Genomic DNA, 18006 nt, shown 5'->3' on the forward strand with positions numbered 1-18006 from the left:
TCCTGAGCTCGCTGCGTGGTCTCAGGGAAGCGCATGTTAGAATGCGTACTTTCGCCCACCGCCTGCCCTGGATGCCGATGACCGCCACGCACCGCATTCGCGAGATCCCCTACAACTACACCTCCTTCTCCGACCGGGAGATCGTCATTCGCTTCCTGGGCGAGGAGATGTGGGACGTGCTGAACGCACTGCGCGCCGAGCGCGTGACCGGCCGCTCGGCGCGCATGTTGTTCGAGGTGCTGGGTGATATGTGGGTGGTGACGCGCAATCCCTACATCCAGGACGACCTGATCGACAACCGCAAGCGCCGTGCCTCGTTGACGCACGCGCTGCACCATCGCCTGGATCTCATCCACGCGCGCGCCGACGGCAACGAGCTGGTGCTGCGCCTGTGCGAGGCGGCGCGCAGCGCGGTACGCACCTTCGAGACCTGGCTGGGCGAGCAGGGGGCGCGGCGTCGCCGCGTGCTGCGGCGCCTGGCGCGCGTGACGCGCCGCGACAACATCGATTTTTCCGGCATCGCGCGCGTCTCGCACGTCACCGACGCCTCGGACTGGCGCGTCGAGTATCCCTTCGTGGTGGTCACGCCGGACAGCGAGGCGGAGATGGCGGCCGTGGTGAAGGCCTGCATCGACCTCGGTCTCACCATCATCCCGCGCGGCGGCGGCACCGGCTACACCGGCGGCGCCGTGCCGCTCACCGCCGACAGCGCGGTGATCAACACGGAAAAACTCGAGGCCATCGGACCCATCGAACTGCGTCACATCGAGGGCGTGGACCACGAGGTGCCCACCGTGCGCGCCGAGGCGGGCGTGGTCACGCGCCGCGTCTCCGACCTCGCCGAGATCCACGGCTACGTGTTCGCGGTCGATCCCACCTCGCAGGACGCCTCCTGCATCGGCGGCAACGTCGCCATGAACGCCGGCGGCAAGAAGGCCGTGCTGTGGGGCACCACCCTGGACAACCTGCTGTCCTGGCGCATGGTCACGCCGGACGGCAGTTGGATCGAGGTCGAGCGCCTCAAGCACAACCTCGGCAAGATCCACGAAGTGGACACCGCGGAGTTCCGCATCACGCGCTACGCGCCCGACGGACGTACCCAGCGCGGCGAGCCGGAATTGCTGCGCATCCCCGGCCCCGCGCTGCGCAAGGAAGGCCTCGGCAAGGACGTCACCGACAAGTTTCTCTCGGGCCTGCCCGGCATCCAGAAAGAAGGTTGCGACGGGCTGATCACCTCCGCGATTTTCGTGCTGCACCGCATGCCGGCGCACATCCGCACCGTGTGCCTGGAGTTCTTCGGCGCCGACCTGCGTCAGGCGGTGCCGGCCATCGTCGAGACCAAGGACTATCTCGAGTCGCGCAGCGACGTGTTGCTCGCCGGCATGGAGCACCTCGACGAGCGCTATGTGAAGGCCGTGAGCTACACCACCAAGGCGCCGCGCAGCGAACTCCCCAAGATGGTGCTCCTGATCGATATCGCCGGTGACGACGAGCACGCCGTGGCCGAGGCGGCCTCGGGCGTGGTGCGCCTCGCCAATGCGCGCGATGCGGAGGGTTTCGTCGCGGTGAGTCCCGAGGCGCGCAAGCGCTTCTGGCTGGACCGCGCGCGCACCGCGGCCATCGCCGCGCACACCAACGCCTTCAAGATCAACGAGGACGTGGTGATCCCGCTGCCGCGCCTGGGTGATTACGCCGAGGGCATCGAGCGCATCAACATCGAGCAGTCCATCGAGAACAAGCTGCGCATCATCGACGCGGTGCGCGATTATTTGCGCACCGAGCTGCCCGAGGCGCGCGAGTACCGCGCGAGCGAGGAGGGGCAGGCCATCGTCGACGCCAAGCGCGAGGCGGCGCTGGCGCACATCGCGCAGGTGCACGAGCGCTGGCGCGCGCTGCTCGCCAATCTCGACGCGCCGGTCGCCGAGGTGCGCGAGGCCTTCGGCGAGCTGCCCGAAGGTGTAAGCGACGAGGAGACCGTGTTCCGCGCCCTGCAGCGGCGCGCCGCGCGTGTGTCCTACCGGCGCGAGGTGGAGGCGCCGCTCAAGGAGATCTTCAAGGGCCAGGACCTTGACGGCCTGCGGGCGCGCCTGGACGAGATCCACGCCGGCATCCGCACCAGCCGCGTGGTGGTCGCCACCCACATGCACGCCGGTGACGGCAACGTGCACACCAATATCCCCGTGCACTCCAACGACTACGCCATGCTGCACGCCGCCGAGCGCGTGGTGGAGCGGGTGATGGCGCTGGCGCGCGAACTCGGCGGCGTGATCTCGGGTGAGCACGGCATCGGCATCACCAAGATGCAGTTCCTCGATCCCGAGACCGTGGAGGCCTTCGCGCAGTACAAACAACAGGTCGATCCCGAGGGGCGCTTCAACCGCGGCAAGCTGCTGGCGGGCTCGGGCCTCGCCAACGCCTACACGCCCTCGCTGCGCCTGGTGGAGCAGGAGGCGCTGATCCTCGAGGCGAGCGAGCTCGGCGAGCTGAACGCGATGGTCAAGGACTGCGTGCGCTGCGGCAAGTGCAAGCCGGTGTGCAACACGCACATCCCGCGCGCGAACCTGCTGTATTCCCCGCGCAACAAGATCCTTGCGACCGGGCTCATCATCGAGGCGTTCCTCTACGAGGAGCAGACCCGGCGCGGGCTGTCCATTCGCCACTTCGATGCCATGAACGACGTGGCCGATCACTGCACCATCTGCCACAAGTGCGAGCCGCCGTGCCCGGTCAACATCGACTTCGGCGACGTCTCGATCCGCATGCGCAACATCCTGCGCGCGCGCGGCCAGAAGCGCTTCAGCATCGGCACGCGCCTGTCCATGGCGTTCCTCAACGTGCAGGACCCGCGCGTGGTCAAGCTGATGCGCAAGACGCTCATCGAGTGGGGGTTCCGCGGTCAGCGCCTGGCGAGCAAACTAGCGCGCCGCTCGGGCATCACCCGCGAGGGCAGGCGCCCGTCCTCCACCACCGGCAAGACGCCGGTGGCCGCGCAGGTGGTGCATTTCATGAAGAAACCGCTGCCGGCGGGGCTGCCCACGCGCACCACGCGCGCCATGCTGGGCGTCGAGGACCCGCGCATGGTGCCCATCCTGCGCGACCCGGCCAAGGTGACCGAGGACTCGGACGCGGTGTTCTATTTTCCGGGCTGCGGCTCGGAGCGCCTGTTCAGCCAGGTGGGGCTCGCCACGCTCGCCATGCTGTACGAGGTGGGGGCGCAGACCGTGCTGCCGCCCGGCTACCTGTGCTGCGGCTATCCGCAGACCTCCAGCGGCGACGAGGTCACCGGCAAGCAGATCTCCACCGACAACCAGGTCCTGTTCCACCGCGTCGCGAACACGCTCAACTACCTCGATATCAAGACTGTGATCGTCTCCTGCGGCACCTGCATGGATCAGCTGCAGCGCTACCAGTTCGAGAAGATCTTCCCCGGTTGCCGCCTGCTCGACATCCACGAATACCTGATGGAGAAGGGCGTCTCGCTGGCGGGCGTGCCCGGCGTGCAGTACATGTACCACGACCCCTGCCACACGCCGATGAAGCAGTACACGCCCGCCAAGGTGGCCGGCGCGCTGATGGGCCAGGACGTGCTGCAGTCCGACCGCTGCTGCGGCGAGGCCGGCACCTTCGCCGTGGCGCGCCCCGACATCGCCACCCAGGTGCGCTTTCGCAAGCAGGAGGAGCTGCACAAGGGCATCAGCGCACTCACCGGCAGCAGCACCGTGCAGCACGGCGAGGTGAAGCTGCTGACCTCCTGCCCGGCCTGCCAGCAGGGCCTGTCGCGCTACGCCGACGACACCGGGCTGCAGACCGACTACATCGTGGTGGAGCTGGCCAACCGCCTGCTGGAGGACGGCTGGCAGCAGCGTTTCGTGACGCGCGCGGCCGCCGGCGGCATCGAGCGGGTGCTGCTGTAACAGGCGGTTTCGGCGCATCGGGAACTTACCGTCCCCCGCTACCTCTATAATTTGATAACGACAACATTGCCGGCCAGCCAAACCAACAAATTAGGGGGATGTAATGAAAAAACTGCTGACTACCGCCGTATCCGCCGCAGTTCTCGTTGCGGCGACCCACGCGTCCGCCAATCAACCGGTCGCCGTCGACGTCAAGCGCCTGTCCATGGAGAGCGCGCTCACGGTCGCCCAAGCCACCATCGAGGCCTGTCGCGAAGAGGGCGTGCAGGTGGGCGTGACCGTGGTGGACCGCGGCGGGCATCCGCAGGTCGTGCTACGCGACGTGTTGGCGCCCGATCTGACCCTCACCATCAGCCAGCAGAAGGCCTACACCGCGATGTCCTTCAACGCGGCGACCTCCGCCATGGAAGACCGCTTCACCTCGCCCTTCTCGGTGGGCAAAGTGGAGGGGCTGGTATTCTCGGCCGGCGGCGTACCCATCCAGGCGGGCGGCACCCTGTACGGCGCGGTCGGCGTGTCCGGCGCCCCCTCGGGCGAGACCGACGAGAAGTGCGCGCGCGCCGGCGTGGCGGCCATCATGGATGATCTGGAGATGGGTGGGTTCTAGTTTGAAGGTCTGAATCGATCCATCCCAGGATCGCTCAGACCACGCGCGGCGAAAAGCGCGGTTTCCGCCCCGCTTCGTGAGCCGCGGCTGCGCCGCCGCTCACGGCGCCCCTCCCTGGGGCGCGAGAAGGTCTGAATCGATCCATCCCTGGATCGCTCAGACCACGTGCGGCGAAACGCGCGGTTTCCGCCCCGCTTCGTGAGCCGCGGCTGCGCCGCCGCTCACGGCGCCCACTCCCTGGGGCGCGAGAAGGTCTGAATCGATCCATCAATACCTTCGAGACGCCCTCCCACGCCGCCGGGGGAGGGCGTCTCGACGCCGGTTGGGGGCGCGAAACGCCGTGCCGTCCACTAAGCTTTGGTCTCACACGGACAGGAGGCCACACGCATGTACCTCAAGCAAGCCCGCACCGGCGACCTCGTCGAGATCATGGAAGTCGAAGCCCTGGTAGACCCCTTCGAACCCCGCGTGCGCGGTCGTCTGCACGTGGGCGAAGAGTTGCAGGACCCCGAGGTATTCACCAAGACCGATCTCCTGTTTCCCTCCGGGGAGCCGCTGCCGCGCTGTTGGACCGATGGCCAGTACCGCATGGAAGGGGTCATGCTCGCGCGCGGCGTCGGGAGCCCGCGCGTCACCTGATCTGCGAGGCGGTCCCGCGCCATGCGGGGACGCCTACTGAAAGGCTCGTGCAGCGACCGGCCGTCCGCGTCCTCGCGGTCCGTGAACCCGCCTCGCCCACCATCTTCTATCTCGTTACCGGCAGCACGGCAGCGCAGCTCCACGCGTTTTGTGGTACGGTGCGGCGCCGCAGTACATCTAATAATGCCCAACACGAGGTAGAGAATAATGAAGAAGTCGAGCATTGCTCTTGCGCTGTCCCTGGGGCTGGCCGTGTCCGCCGCGCAGGCGCAGGAAGCGTTCAACCAGGACAATCTGTATGTCGGCGGCGGCGTGGGTATCAACTCCCTGTCCGGCTTCGACGACGCGACGGGCTTCCAGTTCTTCGGCGGCTACAAGCTGGACATGGTGGACCTGGGCGCCATCAACATGGCGGCCGAGGTGGGTTACATGGACACCGGCGACTTCAAGTGGAATGGCTGGAACGCCGGTTCGGTTTCCGGCCTGTGGGCCAACGCCGTGTTCGGTTTTCCGATCAACCCGCAGTTTCAGCTGCTCGGCCGTATCGGTCTGGATTTCGGCGACGACGACGGCCTGATGTTCGGCGCGGGCGTGGGTTACGCGGTCAACCCGCAGTTCGAGCTGCGCGGTGAGTACGTCATCCGCGACAACGTCGACTCCCTGCAGGCGAACCTCGTCTATCACTTCTGAAGTCCCGCAGCGCGTCGCTCCGCCACCCGCGGAGCGGCGCCGCTTTCGGCGCCTCAGCGCCGAAACAGCCACAGCAACACCGACAGCACCAGGCTCACCAGAATGGCCGTGGTAATCGGAAAGTAGAAGCGGAAGTTCTCGCGCTCGATCACGATGTCGCCCGGCAGCCGCCCCAGCCCCACCTTCTGCAGCCACGGCCACAGCAGGCCGACCACCACCAGCACGACCCCGAGCGTTATCAACAGACGCGGCATGTCCACGGTGCGTCCTCCCTCCAGGAAGCATAGGTGTCATGTAGTGCACTGTGGGGTGCGAAGCGCAGCGCATTGCACCAGGCGGCGGTGAGGCAGGCGCGGCCGCCCAAGATCACGCGGCGGCCGCACTCACGGCGATGCGCTACGAAAGAAACAGCTGGTAGGCGGGGTTGTCGGTCTCGTCCCAATAGGGGTAGCCGAGCTCGTCGAGGAAGTCCTGGAAGGCCGGCTGCTCGGCGGGCGGTACCTGGATGCCGACCAGCACGCGCCCATACGCCGCCCCGTGGTTGCGGTAGTGGAACAGGCTGATGTTCCAGCGCTGCCCGAGGTGGGCGAGAAACCGCAGCAGCGCGCCGGGGCGCTCCGGGAACTCGAAGCGGCACAGGCGCTCGTTCTCGGCGCCGGCGCTGTGGCCGCCCACCATGTAGCGCACGTGCAGCTTGGCCATCTCGTTGTCGCTCATGTCGACCACCGGATGCCCCTGCGCGCGCAGCTTGTCGAGCAGCTCGCTCTTCTCACGCTCGCCGCCCCCCAGGCGCACGCCGACGAAGACGTGCGCCTGCTGCGGGTCGCCGTAGCGGTAGTTGAACTCGGTGATGCTGCGCAGCCCGATGGCGTCGCAGAACTGGCGGAAGCTGCCGGGCCGCTCGGCGATCGTGGCCGCGAACAGGGCCTCGCGCCGCTCGCCGAGCTCGGCGCGCTCCGAGACATGCCGCAGGCGGTCGAAGTTCATGTTGGCGCCGCTGTCGATGGCAACCAGCGTCTGGCCGCGCACGCCCTCGCGCTGCACGTATTTCTTCAGCCCCGCCACCGCCAGCGCCCCGGCCGGTTCGGCAATCGAGCGCGTGTCGTCGAAGATGTCCTTGATCGCCGCGCACACCTCGTCGGTGCCGACCAGCAACACCTCGTCCACGCACTGGCGCGCGATGCGAAACGGCTCCGCACCGACCTGGCGCACCGCCACCCCGTCGCAGAAGATCCCCACCTGATCCAGTACCACGCGCGCATCGGCGCGCAGCGCCTCGTACATCGACGGCGCATCCACCGGCTCCACACCGATGATGCGCACCTCGGGGTAGAGGTATTTCACATAGGCGGCGATGCCGGCGATCAGGCCGCCGCCGCCCACCGGTACGAAGATCGCATGCGGCGGCCCGTCGTGCTGGCGCAGGATCTCCACCGCCACCGTGCCTTGACCGGCGATCACGTAGGGGTCGTCGTAGGGGTGGATGAAGGTCAGCCCGCGCGCCGCGGCGAGCTTTTTGGCGTGCTGATAGGCGTCGTCGTAGGTGTTGCCGTGCAGTTCGATCTCGGCGCCGCGATCGCGCACCGAGGCCACCTTGATCTCCGGCGTGGTCTTGGGCATCACGATCAGGCTCTTGAGCCCCAGGCGCTCGGCCGCCAGCGCCACGCCCTGGGCGTGGTTACCGGCCGAGGCGGCCACCACGCCGGCGGCGCGCTCGGCGTCGGTCAGATGCACCAGCTTGTTGTACGCCCCGCGCAGCTTGAACGAGAACACCGGTTGCAGGTCCTCGCGTTTGAGTAGCACGCGGTTGTCCAGCCGCCGCGACAGCAGCGGCGCCGCCTCCAGGGGCGTCTCGTTGGCCACGTCGTACACGCGGGCCTTCAGGATTCTCTCTATATAGCGCTCGGGCATGGCGCTAAAGGTAACAGGTCGGCCGGTGCGCTGTCGCCGTCCGCGCGTGTGGTGCGCCGGCGACACCTCCACGAGCCGGTCCGCACGGGGAGGGGCGTGGTGGAAAAAGAAGGGCCGGCGGCGCCGCGCCCGGGAACGCGCGCCAATTCCACGCTAAAGCTTTTCCGCCGCGGGTCGACAAGGCCCATGCAGCACCGGCACCCGCCGCATCGCAAGCGGCTGTTGTGGCATCAAAACAACAACAGTGGTCACATGTCGCTTTTATGAAAAAAAGTTGTTGCGAGCTTGCAATAAATTGTTATAGTGACCGCGTCGGGTGACCTAAAACAAAACCTGAACATTGCTTCCTAAGCTCCCAGTACACCAGGAGAATGACTCGATGAACAAGAAGATTCTGGTATCCGCCCTGGCCGCCGCCGGCCTGGCGACTGCCCCCATGATGGCCTCCGCCACCGACGTGCGCATCTACGGCCACATCGGCATGAACATCGCGCAGATCAACGACGATTCCCCGGCCGCAGAAGCCGACAACCGCGACAGCCGTCTCGTCGCCGAAGATCCGGCCCGCGGTCGTGTGGGTATCCGCGTCAGCGAAGACCTGGGCAACGGCCTGCAGGGCGTCGGTCAGTTCGAGTGGATGGCCCGTCCGCACGACGGCACGGCCTTCGAGCAGATGCGTGAGACCTACGTCGGTCTGCAGGGCGGCTTCGGTCGCATCGCGCTGGGCCAGTTCAACGGCGCGTACAAGCAGACGGGCGGCACCGGCTGGGATCCGTTCGTGACCACCCACCTGGAGCAGCGTCGCAGCACCGCCGGTGGCGGCGCCTACGCGCACAACTCCTTCATGCGCAACGCCGTTGAATATCGTACCGCCGATCTGGGCGGCCTGCGCGCCATCGCCCAGGTGCAGCTGGTGGGTGATGAGGATCGCGTCGATGTGAACGAGCAGGCTCACGGCAGCTACAACCTGAGCCTGAGCTACAGCATCGGCGGTATCGAGCTGATCGCGGCCCACGCTTACAGCAACGCCGCCGACGAGAGCAACACCAAGTTCGGCGCGCGCTGGGCCGAGGGTCCGCTGGCCGTGTGGGCGACCTTCGAGCAGCTCGACATCGCCGATCAGGCGGGTGGCGTCGGTGGTGCGGCCAACGCTGTCACGGGCGACGCGGTCAACGTCGGCGTGACCTATCGCATGGGCAACAACGAACTGTACGCGCACTACGGCATGTTCGACGCCGATCAGGACGGCCGCGACGTCGATGCCATCACCCTGGGTGTCACCCATCGCATGAGCCGGAGCTTCCGCGTCTACGGTGGTGTGAAGCTCGAGGACCGCGATGTGATGGACGACCGCACCATCATGATGGTCGGCATGCGCAAGGACTTCTAATAACAAGAAAGTCTGTAGCGACCTGAACGGGGCCTTCGGGCCCCGTTTTTTTTGTGCCTGCGAGAAGCGCTGGCGAGGTGCCCTCGGCCGCGCGTGGGCATGACGTATAATGAAACTCTGATTTGAAACCGCACGGACAACGAACATGGCGATGACGCAGGACGAAATGAAGAAGGCCGCCGCCGAGGCGGCGCTGGAGTACGTGCAGGCGGGTGCGGTGGTGGGCGTGGGCACGGGCTCCACCGCCAACCACTTCATCGACCTGCTGGCGACCATCAAGCACAAGATCGACGGCGCGGTGGCGAGCTCAGAAGCGAGCGCACAGCGCCTGCGCGGCCACGGCATCGAGGTGCTGGACCTCAATATGGCGGGCGAGCTGCCCGTGTACGTCGACGGCGCCGATGAGGCGACCCGCCACCTGCACCTCATCAAGGGCGGCGGCGGCGCGCTCACGCGCGAGAAGATCGTCGCCGCGGCGAGCCGCACCTTCGTGTGCGTGGCCGACGAGTCCAAGCTGGTCGACGTGCTCGGCACGTTTCCGCTGCCGGTCGAGGTCATCCCCATGGCGCGCAGCTACGTGGCGCGCGAGCTCGTGAAGCTCGGCGGCGAGCCGGTGCTGCGCGAAGGCTTCACCACCGACAACGGCAACCTCATCCTCGACGTGCACAACCTCTCCATCATGGAGCCGGTCAAGCTCGAGGAGACCATCGACCACATCGCCGGCGTGGTCACCGTGGGCATCTTCGCCCGCCGCCCCGCCGACGTGCTGCTCCTCGCCGGCCCCGACGGCGTGAAGACCCTCAAGTAGGGCGCGAAGCAACGCGCATTGCGCCAGCTGCGGTGGATGTTCCGATGACGCTGAAGTTGGAAGCCAGCCGATCCGCGAGCACCTAAGCGCACATCAAGCCAGTGGCCTCGTCCCTACGCCGCCGGCGCAATGCGCCGCGCTTCGCGCCCGCGCGCGGTCCCGGTGGCTGAGTACCGGCGGGTTTGGTAGCCCGGCGGTACCTACTTCTTTACCGTCGCGCTGCTTCGGCGCGACGGCAATGATCTCCTCACACGCCACATCGACCTGCTGCGGGCCGCGCTAGCCGAGGTGCAGGCCCGGCACCCGTGGCGGGTACATGCCTAAGTGGTGCTGCCGGACCATCTGCATTGCATCGTCGAACTCCCGCCCGATGACGCCGATTTCGCCACGCGCTGGCGCTTGATCAAATCCGGCTTCTCGATGCGTCTGCCCAAGCTCGAACACCGATCCGCCGCGCGCCTGCGTCGCGGGAAGCGCGGCGTGTGGCAGCGGCGCTACTGGGAACACCGGATCCGCGACGAAGCCGATTACGGGGCGCACATGGACTATGTGCACATCAAGCCGATGAAACACGCCTTGGTGGGGCGGGTCGCCGATTGGCCGTACTCGACGTTCCATCGGCTGGTGGAGCAGGAGGTTTATCCGCCTGACTGGGCGGGTGGATACGAGGGTGCCGTGCCGTACAACGACTAGGCTGGCGGATGCGCGCGCATTTTCGTAGCGCGCAATAAGCGCAGCGCATTGCGCCGACTGCGGTAGCTGCTCCGATGAAGCTGGGGCTAGAGCATCGTCAATCGAGTGCCTTTGTCGCGACCCGCATGCGCTTGCCGCTGTGCGAACACTGCAGGCGCCATCCGCTGCGCTTATTGCGCCCTACGGGCTGTGCCTAGCGCTGGCAGCTTGGGCAGTAGAACGTCGAGCGTTGGCCTTGCTGGATGTGGCGGATGGGGGTGGCGCAGCGGGGGCAGGGCAGGTGGGGGCGGCCGTAGACCTTGAGGGCGAGTTGGAAGTAGCCGGGTTTGCCGTCGCTGGCGGCGAAGTCGCGCAAGGTGGTGCCGCCCTGCACGATGGCCGCTTCCAGCACCGCGCGGATGGCCTCGGCCAGTACCCGATAGCGCGCGCGGGAGATGCGCCCCGCCGCGCGCAGCGGGTGTATGCCGGCTATGAACAGCGCCTCGTTGGCGTAGATGTTGCCCACGCCGACGACGATGCGGCTGTCCATCAGGAACGGTTTGATCTCCACTCGCCGGCCGCGCGCGCGGCCCCAGAGGTAGTCGCCGGCGAATCCCTCGGACAGCGGTTCGGGGCCGAGGTCGCGCAACAAGGGGTGCGCCGCGTCGGCCTCGGCGGTCCACAGCACACAGCCGAAGCGCCGCGGGTCGCGCAGGCGCAGCGCCTGCCCGTCGTCGAGCACGAGGTCGACGTGGTCGTGTGTGCCGGGCGGGGTGTCGGCGGGGATCACCCGCAGGCTGCCGGACATGCCGAGGTGCAGGATCAGGGTGCCGTGCTCCAGACGCAGCAGGAGGTACTTCGCGCGCCGGGCGACGCCGGTGACGCGCTGGCCCGGTAAGGTCCGGGCGAGGTCCGCCGGCACCGGCCAGCGCAGGCGCGGGTTACGCACCACCAGCGCCGCGACGCGGCGGCCGGTGAGGAGCGGGCGGATGCCGCGCGCGGTGGTCTCGACCTCGGGGAGTTCGGGCATCAGCCGGCGGAATCGGGCGCGGGCTCGGCGGGGGGCGGCGGCAGGCGCAGCAGTTTGTCTGCGCTGGCCGCCGGAATCTGGTACGCCAGGCCGTGCCCTACGCGCAGCAGCACCAGGTCGGGTTCGCGCGCCAGCACGCGGAAGGTCAGGCGGCGCCCGTCGGTGAGCTGCAGCCGGACCGTCCCGGGCTCGGCGCGCTGCTCCGTCTCGAGATGATCGGCCTCCGCGTCGGCGCGCGGCGCGTCCGCCACCTCCGCTGTCTCGGCATGCGCCTGGACGCCGTAGGCGCTGGCATGGCGCCACGCGTCCAGCAGTGTCTGGATCTGGTCCTGCGAGGCGGCGGGCGGGTCGGAGAGCCAATCCCCGGCGTTGCGCTTGAGGGTCAGCTCCGGCAACTCCAGGCTCGCGAGTTCCGCCCCGCGCGGTAGCAGGCGCTGGCTGGCGAAGGCCGCCGGGCCGCCGCCCAGCAGCGGCGACACCATGTCCTCGATGAGGTGCACCGTGCCGCCGTTGTCCACATAGCGTGCCTGCGACAGCGGCTCGGTATCGCCGAAGGTCAGCGTGACGTCGTCGAGGTGCAGGCGCAGCTGTGCCTCGTCGAGACCGTACGGCTCCCGATCGTCGGGGACGAAGTGCACGTAGCTGGTGGCGCGGGCGAGATTCAGTATGCGTTCGACCAAAAAGGCATTGGCCTCCACGTCGCGCTCCACCAGCCGCCACGATTCGGCCCCCGGTGCGTTGCGCTCGAGCGTGACGCGCCGCCCCTGGCGCTCGACCACGATGCGTGTGACCGCCTCGGGCTGCAGGGCGGTGAGCCGCTCGGTGCGCTCGGGCGGCTGCCCGGGGCGCCACAGCGCGAGCGCCACCAGCCCCGCCAGCAGCAGCGTGAGGGCGAGGTTCAGCCCGATGCGCGGGTTGATGGCGCGGATCATCGCCGCCTCCGGCGCCACCAGATCCAGGTCCCGGTGCCGATCAGCCCGAGCGGCATCACCAGCAGGAACACCAGCCCCAGCAGCGCCCAGGTGGTGCTGCCGAGCGTGATCTGGGTGTCGGGGGCGCTGCGCGCCGGGATATCGATGAAGGTGTCCGCGTGCGCGAGCCAGTTCATGATGTTGTTGGCCAGATCGAGGTTGCCCTGGTTGTAGAGGAAGGCGTTGGATGCGAAGTCGCCGTCGCCCAGCACCGCGATGCGCTGCTCGTCGCGCGGTTCGGGCGCCTCGGCGTCCAGCGCCGCGTCGGCGTCCTCGGGCAGCGGGCGGGCGAGGGCGAGGCCGATCACCAGCGGCCCCGGCACGTCGCTGGACGGATCGAAGCGCAGCTCGCCCTCCAGCGGCCCCATTTCGCCCCAGGCCCGTTCGGTGCTGCGCGCCAGGGTGGTCGCCTGCCACTCCTCATGGCCCAGGTGCAGCACCCCGCGCGCCTGCGGGAACAGGGTGAGCAACTCGAAGTTGCGGGTGGCCGGATGCTCGCCGTAGCTCGCCACCACGGCAATGGCCGGGTGGCCGATGCCGAGCATCTGCGCGGCCGGGTCGACGATGACGCCGGGTTGGAACAGCAGGCCGAGTTCCTCGGCGAGCGGCTCCAACCCTTGCAGCGGACCCGGGTCCTGCAGCCACAGCAGGTTGCCGCCGGCCTCGAGGTGGCGGGAGATGAGCGCGACTATGCCCTCGGGCAGGGCCACCTGCGGGTTGCTGAGCACCAATACGTCGGTGGGGGCGGGCGGCGCGGCGTTGCCCGCCGCGCTGTAGGCCTCGACGCGGAAACCGCGCTCCGTGAGCTGCTCGGCCCAGGCGCTAAGGTCATGATTCGCGCGCCCGGCGGCACGCCGTTCGCCGTGGCCCTCCAGGAACACCACGCGCGGCTCGGTGTCGCGCAAAAGCCGCAGCACCGCCTGGGTGAGGCTCGCCTCCGAGGGCTGCGCGACGTTCTCGCGCCGCCCGCGGTACTGCGCCACGATCTCGCCCTCGACCTGCACGCCGAGCGCGCGCACCTGGTCCGGGGCGTGCGTGGGATCGACGAAGCGCAGCGCAATGAGCGGCTGCACGCGCCGGTAGCGCTCGACCAGTTCTTCAATGGGGCGGCGCATCTCGCCCGCGCGTACGAAGGCGACCAGCTCGACCGGCTCGTCGACGCGGCTCAGCACCGCGCGGGTCGGTTCGCTCAGCGTGTGCCGCCCGCTGGCGGTCCAGTCCGCGCGCACCGAGTACTCCACGCTCAGCCAGGCGAGCAGGCCGATCACGGCGAGGAACAGCACCAGGAACAGCCCGCCATGCAGGCGTGCCTGCCATTGGCGGGATCGGCGTAGCGAGGACCAGAGCTTCATCGTTACCCCCGCAGCCGGTCGGCATCCAGGCGCCGCACGCTCAGCACCAGGAAGGTCAGAATGAACAGGAGGTAATAGATCACGTCACTGCTGTCGAACACGCCGCGCAGCAGCGCCTCGTAGTGGCGCAGCATGGAGACGTAGGCGAGCAGCGGCGCATCGTCGCCGGGCGTCACGCGCGCCCCGGCCCAGTCGATGATCCAAAGCAGCAGCAGCACCGCGAAGGTGCCCACCGCGGCCACCGCCGGGTGTGCGGTGAGCGTGGACAGGAACAGCCCGACCGCCGCGAAGGCGCCGAGCAGCAGCGCGAGCCCGAGCAGGCCGGCGGCAAACAGGCCGAAGTCGAGCGTGCCGCCGAACAGCAGGCTGAGCGGCATGAGCGCGATCATGACCAGCATGATGAGCAGGAAGGTGACCACGCCGAGGTACTTGCCGAGCACGATCTCGGTCATGGATACCGGCGCGGACAACAGCAGCGGCAGCGTCTGGTTACGCCGCTCCTCGCTCACCAGGCGCATGGTCAGCAGCGGTACCGTGAGCAGCAGCACCAGCACCGAACTACCGAGCAGCGGCGCGACGATGAGCTCGGTCGCGCCGGGCGCGCCTTCCATCAGCGGCAGCTGACCCTGCACCGCGAGGAATTCCTCGACCTGGGCCAGAAACACGAACGCGAGGATCAGCTGCACCAGCCCGAGCAGGGTCCAGGCCAGCGGCGAGAGGAACAGGGCGCGCAACTCGCGCCCGGCCAGGGTGAACACCATCATGCGGCTTGCTCTCCGTCCGCCGCGGGCTCCGCGCGGGTGATGTCGACGAAGATCTCCTCCAACGACAGGTGCTCCGGGGTCAGCTCGTACAGGCCCCAGTCGCCGGCGACCGCAGCGGCCACCAGCGCTTCCGCGGGTGAGGCGTCGCGCGCGTGATGCAAGCGAAAGCGCCCGCCTTCCAGCGCCTCGACATCCGCCACCGCCGGCAGCGCCTGCAGTGCGTCCCGTGGCGGCGGGCGGCGGAAGGCCACGCGCAGGCTGAGCGCCTGCATGCGCTGGGTCAGCCCGGCGATGGTGTCCGACAGCACCAGTTCGCCCTTGTGGATAATCTGCACCCGATCGCACACCGCCTGTACCTCGGGCAGGATGTGGGTGGACAGGATGACGCTGTGCTCCTGGGCGAGGTCGCGGATCAGCGCGCGGATCTCGCGGATCTGGATGGGATCGAGGCCTACCGTGGGCTCGTCCAGGATCACCACCTTGGGCGCATGCAGGATGGCCTGCGCGATGCCCACGCGCTGCTGATAACCCTTGGACAGGTTGCCGATCAGGCGCGCGCCCATCTCGGTGAGGCCGCAGCGCTGTTTGGCGCGCAACACCGCGGCGGCCACCTCGATGCGCGGCACGCGGTGCAGGCGGGCGCAAAAACGCAGGAACTCGTCCACCGTGAAGTCGCGGTACAGGGGCGGCTGCTCCGGCAGGTAGCCGAGCGCCGCCTTGGCCGCGCGCGGTGAGGCCACGATGTCGATCCCGTCGATCAGCACGCGTCCCTCGCTGGGGGCGAGGTTGCCGGTGATCATCTGCATGGTGGTGGACTTGCCGGCGCCGTTGGGGCCGAGAAAGCCGAGCACCTCGCCGCGGCGCATCGTGAAGCTGACCTCGCGCACCGCGGCGCGCGCGCCGTAGTAGCGCGATACCTGCTCCACCTGTACCAGGGACGCGGCCGTATCCTGCGTGCTCATGCGTTGTTCCTGCGCCAGAAGGGTTGCGCCGTGCGGCGGTGGTGGAGGGCGCACTCGACGCGCCTCCCGCGCCCGCTCAGAATAGGCGCCGGCATTGTGTGATCGCCCGCCGCTCCGTGTCACCCGGAGGCGGCGGCGCGGCCCTAGTATACCGAGGGCGCCCGCCGCGACAAGGCGACCCCTCACCAGAACCAGGAGCCCGATGCGAACCCGACTACTCGGCGTGGACGCCGGCGGCACGTTTACCGATTTCGTGTGGTACGAAGACGGCCGCCTGCGTATCCATAAGGTGCTGTCCACGCCCGACGCACCGGAGGCCGCCATTTTGCAGGGGCTGACGGAGCTGGGTCTGACCGGCGCCGGCTTGGCGGGGCTGCACGTGGTGCACGGTTCCACGGTGGCCACCAACGCCGCGCTGGAGGGCAAGGGGGTGCGCACCGCGTTCGTGACCAACCGCGGCTTCAAGGACCTGCTCACCCTCGGGCGCCAGGCCCGGCGCGCGCTGTACGACCTGCAACCGCCGCCGGTGGCCCCGCCGGTGCCGCCCGAGCTGTGTCTGGAGACCGGCGGGCGGTTGGGTGCCACGGGCGAGCTGGTGGAGCCGCTCACCGACGCCGATCTCGCCGCGCTGCGCGCCGCGATCGAGGCCCTCGCCCCGGAGGCCGTGGCGATCAACCTGCTGTTTTCCTACCTCGACGACCGCGCCGAGCGGCGCATCGCCGCCGCGCTGCCGCCGGGCCTGTTCGTCAGCCGCTCCAGCGAGGTGCTGCCCGAGTACCGCGAGTACGAGCGCGGCATCGCCACCTGGCTCAATGCCTGGCTCGGTCCGCGGGTGCAGGGCTACCTCGCGCGGCTGCGCGAGCGCCTCGCGCCCGCGAGCCTCGCCATCATGCAAGGCAGCGGCGGCACCGTGGACGCGGACCAGGCCGGTCGGCAGGCGGTGAACATGCTGCTGTCCGGCCCCGCGGGCGGCCTCGCCGGGGCGCGCTTCGTGGGCGAGGCGGTCGGCCGCACGCGGCTGCTGACCTTCGATATGGGCGGCACCTCCACCGACGTCGCGCTGATCGACGGCGAGCTGACGCTGACCAGCGAGGGCCGCATCGGGCCGTGGCCGCTGGCGGTGCCCACCGTCGACGTGCACACCATCGGTGCCGGTGGCGGCTCCATCGCCGCGGTGGACGCCGGCGGCCTGCTGCAGGTCGGCCCGACCTCGGCCGGGGCGGACCCCGGTCCCGCCTGTTACGGGCGCGGCGGCACCGCCGCCACCGTGACCGATGCCAACCTGGTGCTCGGGCGCTTGCGCCCGGACGCCTTCCTCGGCGGCGCCATGGCGCTCGACGTCGAGCGTGCGCGCGCGGCGCTCACGCGCCTGGGCGCGGCGCTCGGGCTCGCGCCGGAGGCCGCGGCCGAGGGGGTGGTGCGGGTGGCCAACGAGCATATGGCGCGCGCGCTGCGGGTGATGTCGGTGCAGCGCGGGGTGGACCCGCGCGAGTTGACCCTGGTCAGCTTCGGCGGCGCGGGCGGGCTGCACGTGTGCGCGCTGGCGGAGGCGCTGGGCATGCGCGAGGCGCTGGTGCCGGTGCACGGCGGGGTGCTGTCGGCGCTCGGCATGCTGGCGGCGCCGCCGACGCGGCGCTTGTCGCGCAGCGTCACGCGGCCGCTGCGCGGGTTCCCGGCGGCGGGCATCGCGGCACTACTCGGCGAACTCGAGGCGGGCGGGCGCGCGGCGCTGGCGCAGGAGGGGGTGGCCGCCGATGCGGTGGCGGTGTCGCCGAGCCTGGATGTGCGCTACCAGGGCCAGTCGGCCTACCTGAATGTGCCGTGGCCAAGCGCTTCCGATGCCGGCCTCGAGGCCGCTGTCGAGGCCGCGGGCGAGGCCGCGGGCGAGGCCTTCGAGCAGGCACATGAGCAGGCCTTCGGGCATCGCCTGGCGCTGCCCGTGGAGCTCGTGAATGTGCGCCTGGCGGTGGAGGGACCGCGACTGCCGCTGACACTCGGCGCCCCTGAAGTGGAGTCGCACGCCGCCCCCCAGTTCGCGCGCCTGTGGGGGTTGTCGGACGAGGTGGCGGTGTGGCGCCGCGAGGCGCTGGCGGTGGGGGCGGAGCTCGCAGGGCCTGCCCTGGTGGTGGAGACCGTGGCCACGACCTACCTGGCGCCGGGATGGCGCGCACGGGTGGACCACGCCGGCAATCTGCTGCTGCAGCGTGTTGCATAAGCGATCGCTGATCGTTTCGATAATTACAATTTACTTTCCTTTGATTTAACGGCGGGCTAACGTTCCCTTCTGCATAAGGAG

At 69.0% G+C, this 18006-nt stretch carries 14 protein-coding genes and 1 pseudogene; 8 read left to right on the plus strand and 7 right to left on the minus strand.

The annotated features are described in order from the left end of the window. Positions 1-77: 77 nt before the first annotated feature. The 4 genes from HUS23_10405 to HUS23_10420 all read left to right on the plus strand — a co-directional run bounded on the left by HUS23_10405 (position 78) and on the right by HUS23_10420 (position 5850). Entirely contained in the window at positions 78-3914 is a 3837-nt protein-coding gene (locus tag HUS23_10405; protein QKT05042.1) for a DUF3683 domain-containing protein, read from the plus strand. A gap of 103 nt (positions 3915-4017) precedes the next feature. Continuing rightward, positions 4018-4521, plus strand: a complete 504-nt coding sequence (locus HUS23_10410) for a heme-binding protein (GenBank protein QKT04192.1) — start codon at positions 4018-4020, stop codon at positions 4519-4521. 387 nt (positions 4522-4908) lie between these two features. Then, positions 4909-5160, plus strand: a complete 252-nt coding sequence (locus HUS23_10415) for an acetyltransferase (GenBank protein QKT04193.1) — start codon at positions 4909-4911, stop codon at positions 5158-5160. A gap of 207 nt (positions 5161-5367) precedes the next feature. Then, the gene (locus HUS23_10420; protein ID QKT04194.1) at positions 5368-5850 is read left to right on the plus strand and encodes a porin family protein; all 483 of its coding nucleotides are present in this window, start codon (positions 5368-5370) and stop codon (positions 5848-5850) included. Positions 5851-5903: 53 nt separating this feature from the next. On the opposite strand, the gene HUS23_10425 is transcribed toward HUS23_10420, so the two are convergent. Further along, entirely contained in the window at positions 5904-6104 is a 201-nt protein-coding gene (locus HUS23_10425) for a DUF2905 domain-containing protein (protein ID QKT05043.1), read from the minus strand. Between the two features lie 142 nt (positions 6105-6246). Then, complete coding sequence (ilvA, locus tag HUS23_10430) at positions 6247-7761, minus strand: threonine ammonia-lyase, biosynthetic (protein QKT04195.1); 1515 nt, start codon at positions 7759-7761, stop codon at positions 6247-6249. A 379-nt stretch (positions 7762-8140) separates the two neighbouring features. On the opposite strand from ilvA, the gene HUS23_10435 reads away from it, so the two are divergent. The 3 genes and pseudogenes from HUS23_10435 (at position 8141) to HUS23_10445 (ending at position 10652) form a co-directional block, all read left to right on the plus strand. Then, on the plus strand, positions 8141-9151 hold the full coding sequence (locus HUS23_10435) for a porin (GenBank protein ID QKT04196.1): 1011 nt from the start codon (positions 8141-8143) through the stop codon (positions 9149-9151). A gap of 151 nt (positions 9152-9302) precedes the next feature. After that, positions 9303-9959, plus strand: a complete 657-nt coding sequence (rpiA, locus tag HUS23_10440; GenBank protein ID QKT05044.1) for a ribose-5-phosphate isomerase RpiA — start codon at positions 9303-9305, stop codon at positions 9957-9959. 162 nt (positions 9960-10121) lie between these two features. Continuing rightward, positions 10122-10652: pseudogene (locus HUS23_10445) on the plus strand (transposase). Between the two features lie 193 nt (positions 10653-10845). On the opposite strand, the gene mutM reads toward HUS23_10445, so the two are convergent. The 5 genes from mutM to HUS23_10470 are packed head-to-tail and all read right to left on the minus strand — an operon-like array spanning position 10846 to position 15710. Beyond that, positions 10846-11661, minus strand: coding sequence for a bifunctional DNA-formamidopyrimidine glycosylase/DNA-(apurinic or apyrimidinic site) lyase (gene mutM / locus HUS23_10450; protein QKT04197.1), 816 nt, complete (start codon positions 11659-11661; stop codon positions 10846-10848). Next, positions 11661-12593 carry a DUF4340 domain-containing protein gene (locus tag HUS23_10455; protein ID QKT04198.1) on the minus strand — a complete coding sequence of 311 codons (933 nt, stop codon included), beginning with the start codon at positions 12591-12593 and terminating at the stop codon, positions 11661-11663. Before HUS23_10455 ends, mutM begins: the two co-directional genes overlap by 1 nt. Further along, entirely contained in the window at positions 12590-13984 is a 1395-nt protein-coding gene (locus tag HUS23_10460; GenBank protein QKT04199.1) for a GldG family protein, read from the minus strand. The genes HUS23_10455 and HUS23_10460 overlap by 4 nt, the downstream gene beginning before the upstream one ends. Before the next feature lie 2 nt (positions 13985-13986). Further along, positions 13987-14748 (minus strand): ABC transporter permease subunit, encoded by a 762-nt coding sequence (locus tag HUS23_10465; GenBank protein QKT04200.1) that lies wholly within the window; start codon positions 14746-14748, stop codon positions 13987-13989. After that, positions 14745-15710 carry an ATP-binding cassette domain-containing protein gene (locus HUS23_10470; protein QKT04201.1) on the minus strand — a complete coding sequence of 322 codons (966 nt, stop codon included), beginning with the start codon at positions 15708-15710 and terminating at the stop codon, positions 14745-14747. The genes HUS23_10465 and HUS23_10470 overlap by 4 nt, the downstream gene beginning before the upstream one ends. Before the next feature lie 202 nt (positions 15711-15912). On the opposite strand from HUS23_10470, the gene HUS23_10475 reads away from it, so the two are divergent. After that, positions 15913-17925, plus strand: a complete 2013-nt coding sequence (locus tag HUS23_10475; GenBank protein ID QKT04202.1) for a hydantoinase/oxoprolinase family protein — start codon at positions 15913-15915, stop codon at positions 17923-17925. The last annotated feature ends 81 nt before the right edge of the window (positions 17926-18006 follow it).

Source organism: Ectothiorhodospiraceae bacterium 2226 (assembly GCA_013348725.1).
Lineage (GTDB): Bacteria > Pseudomonadota > Gammaproteobacteria.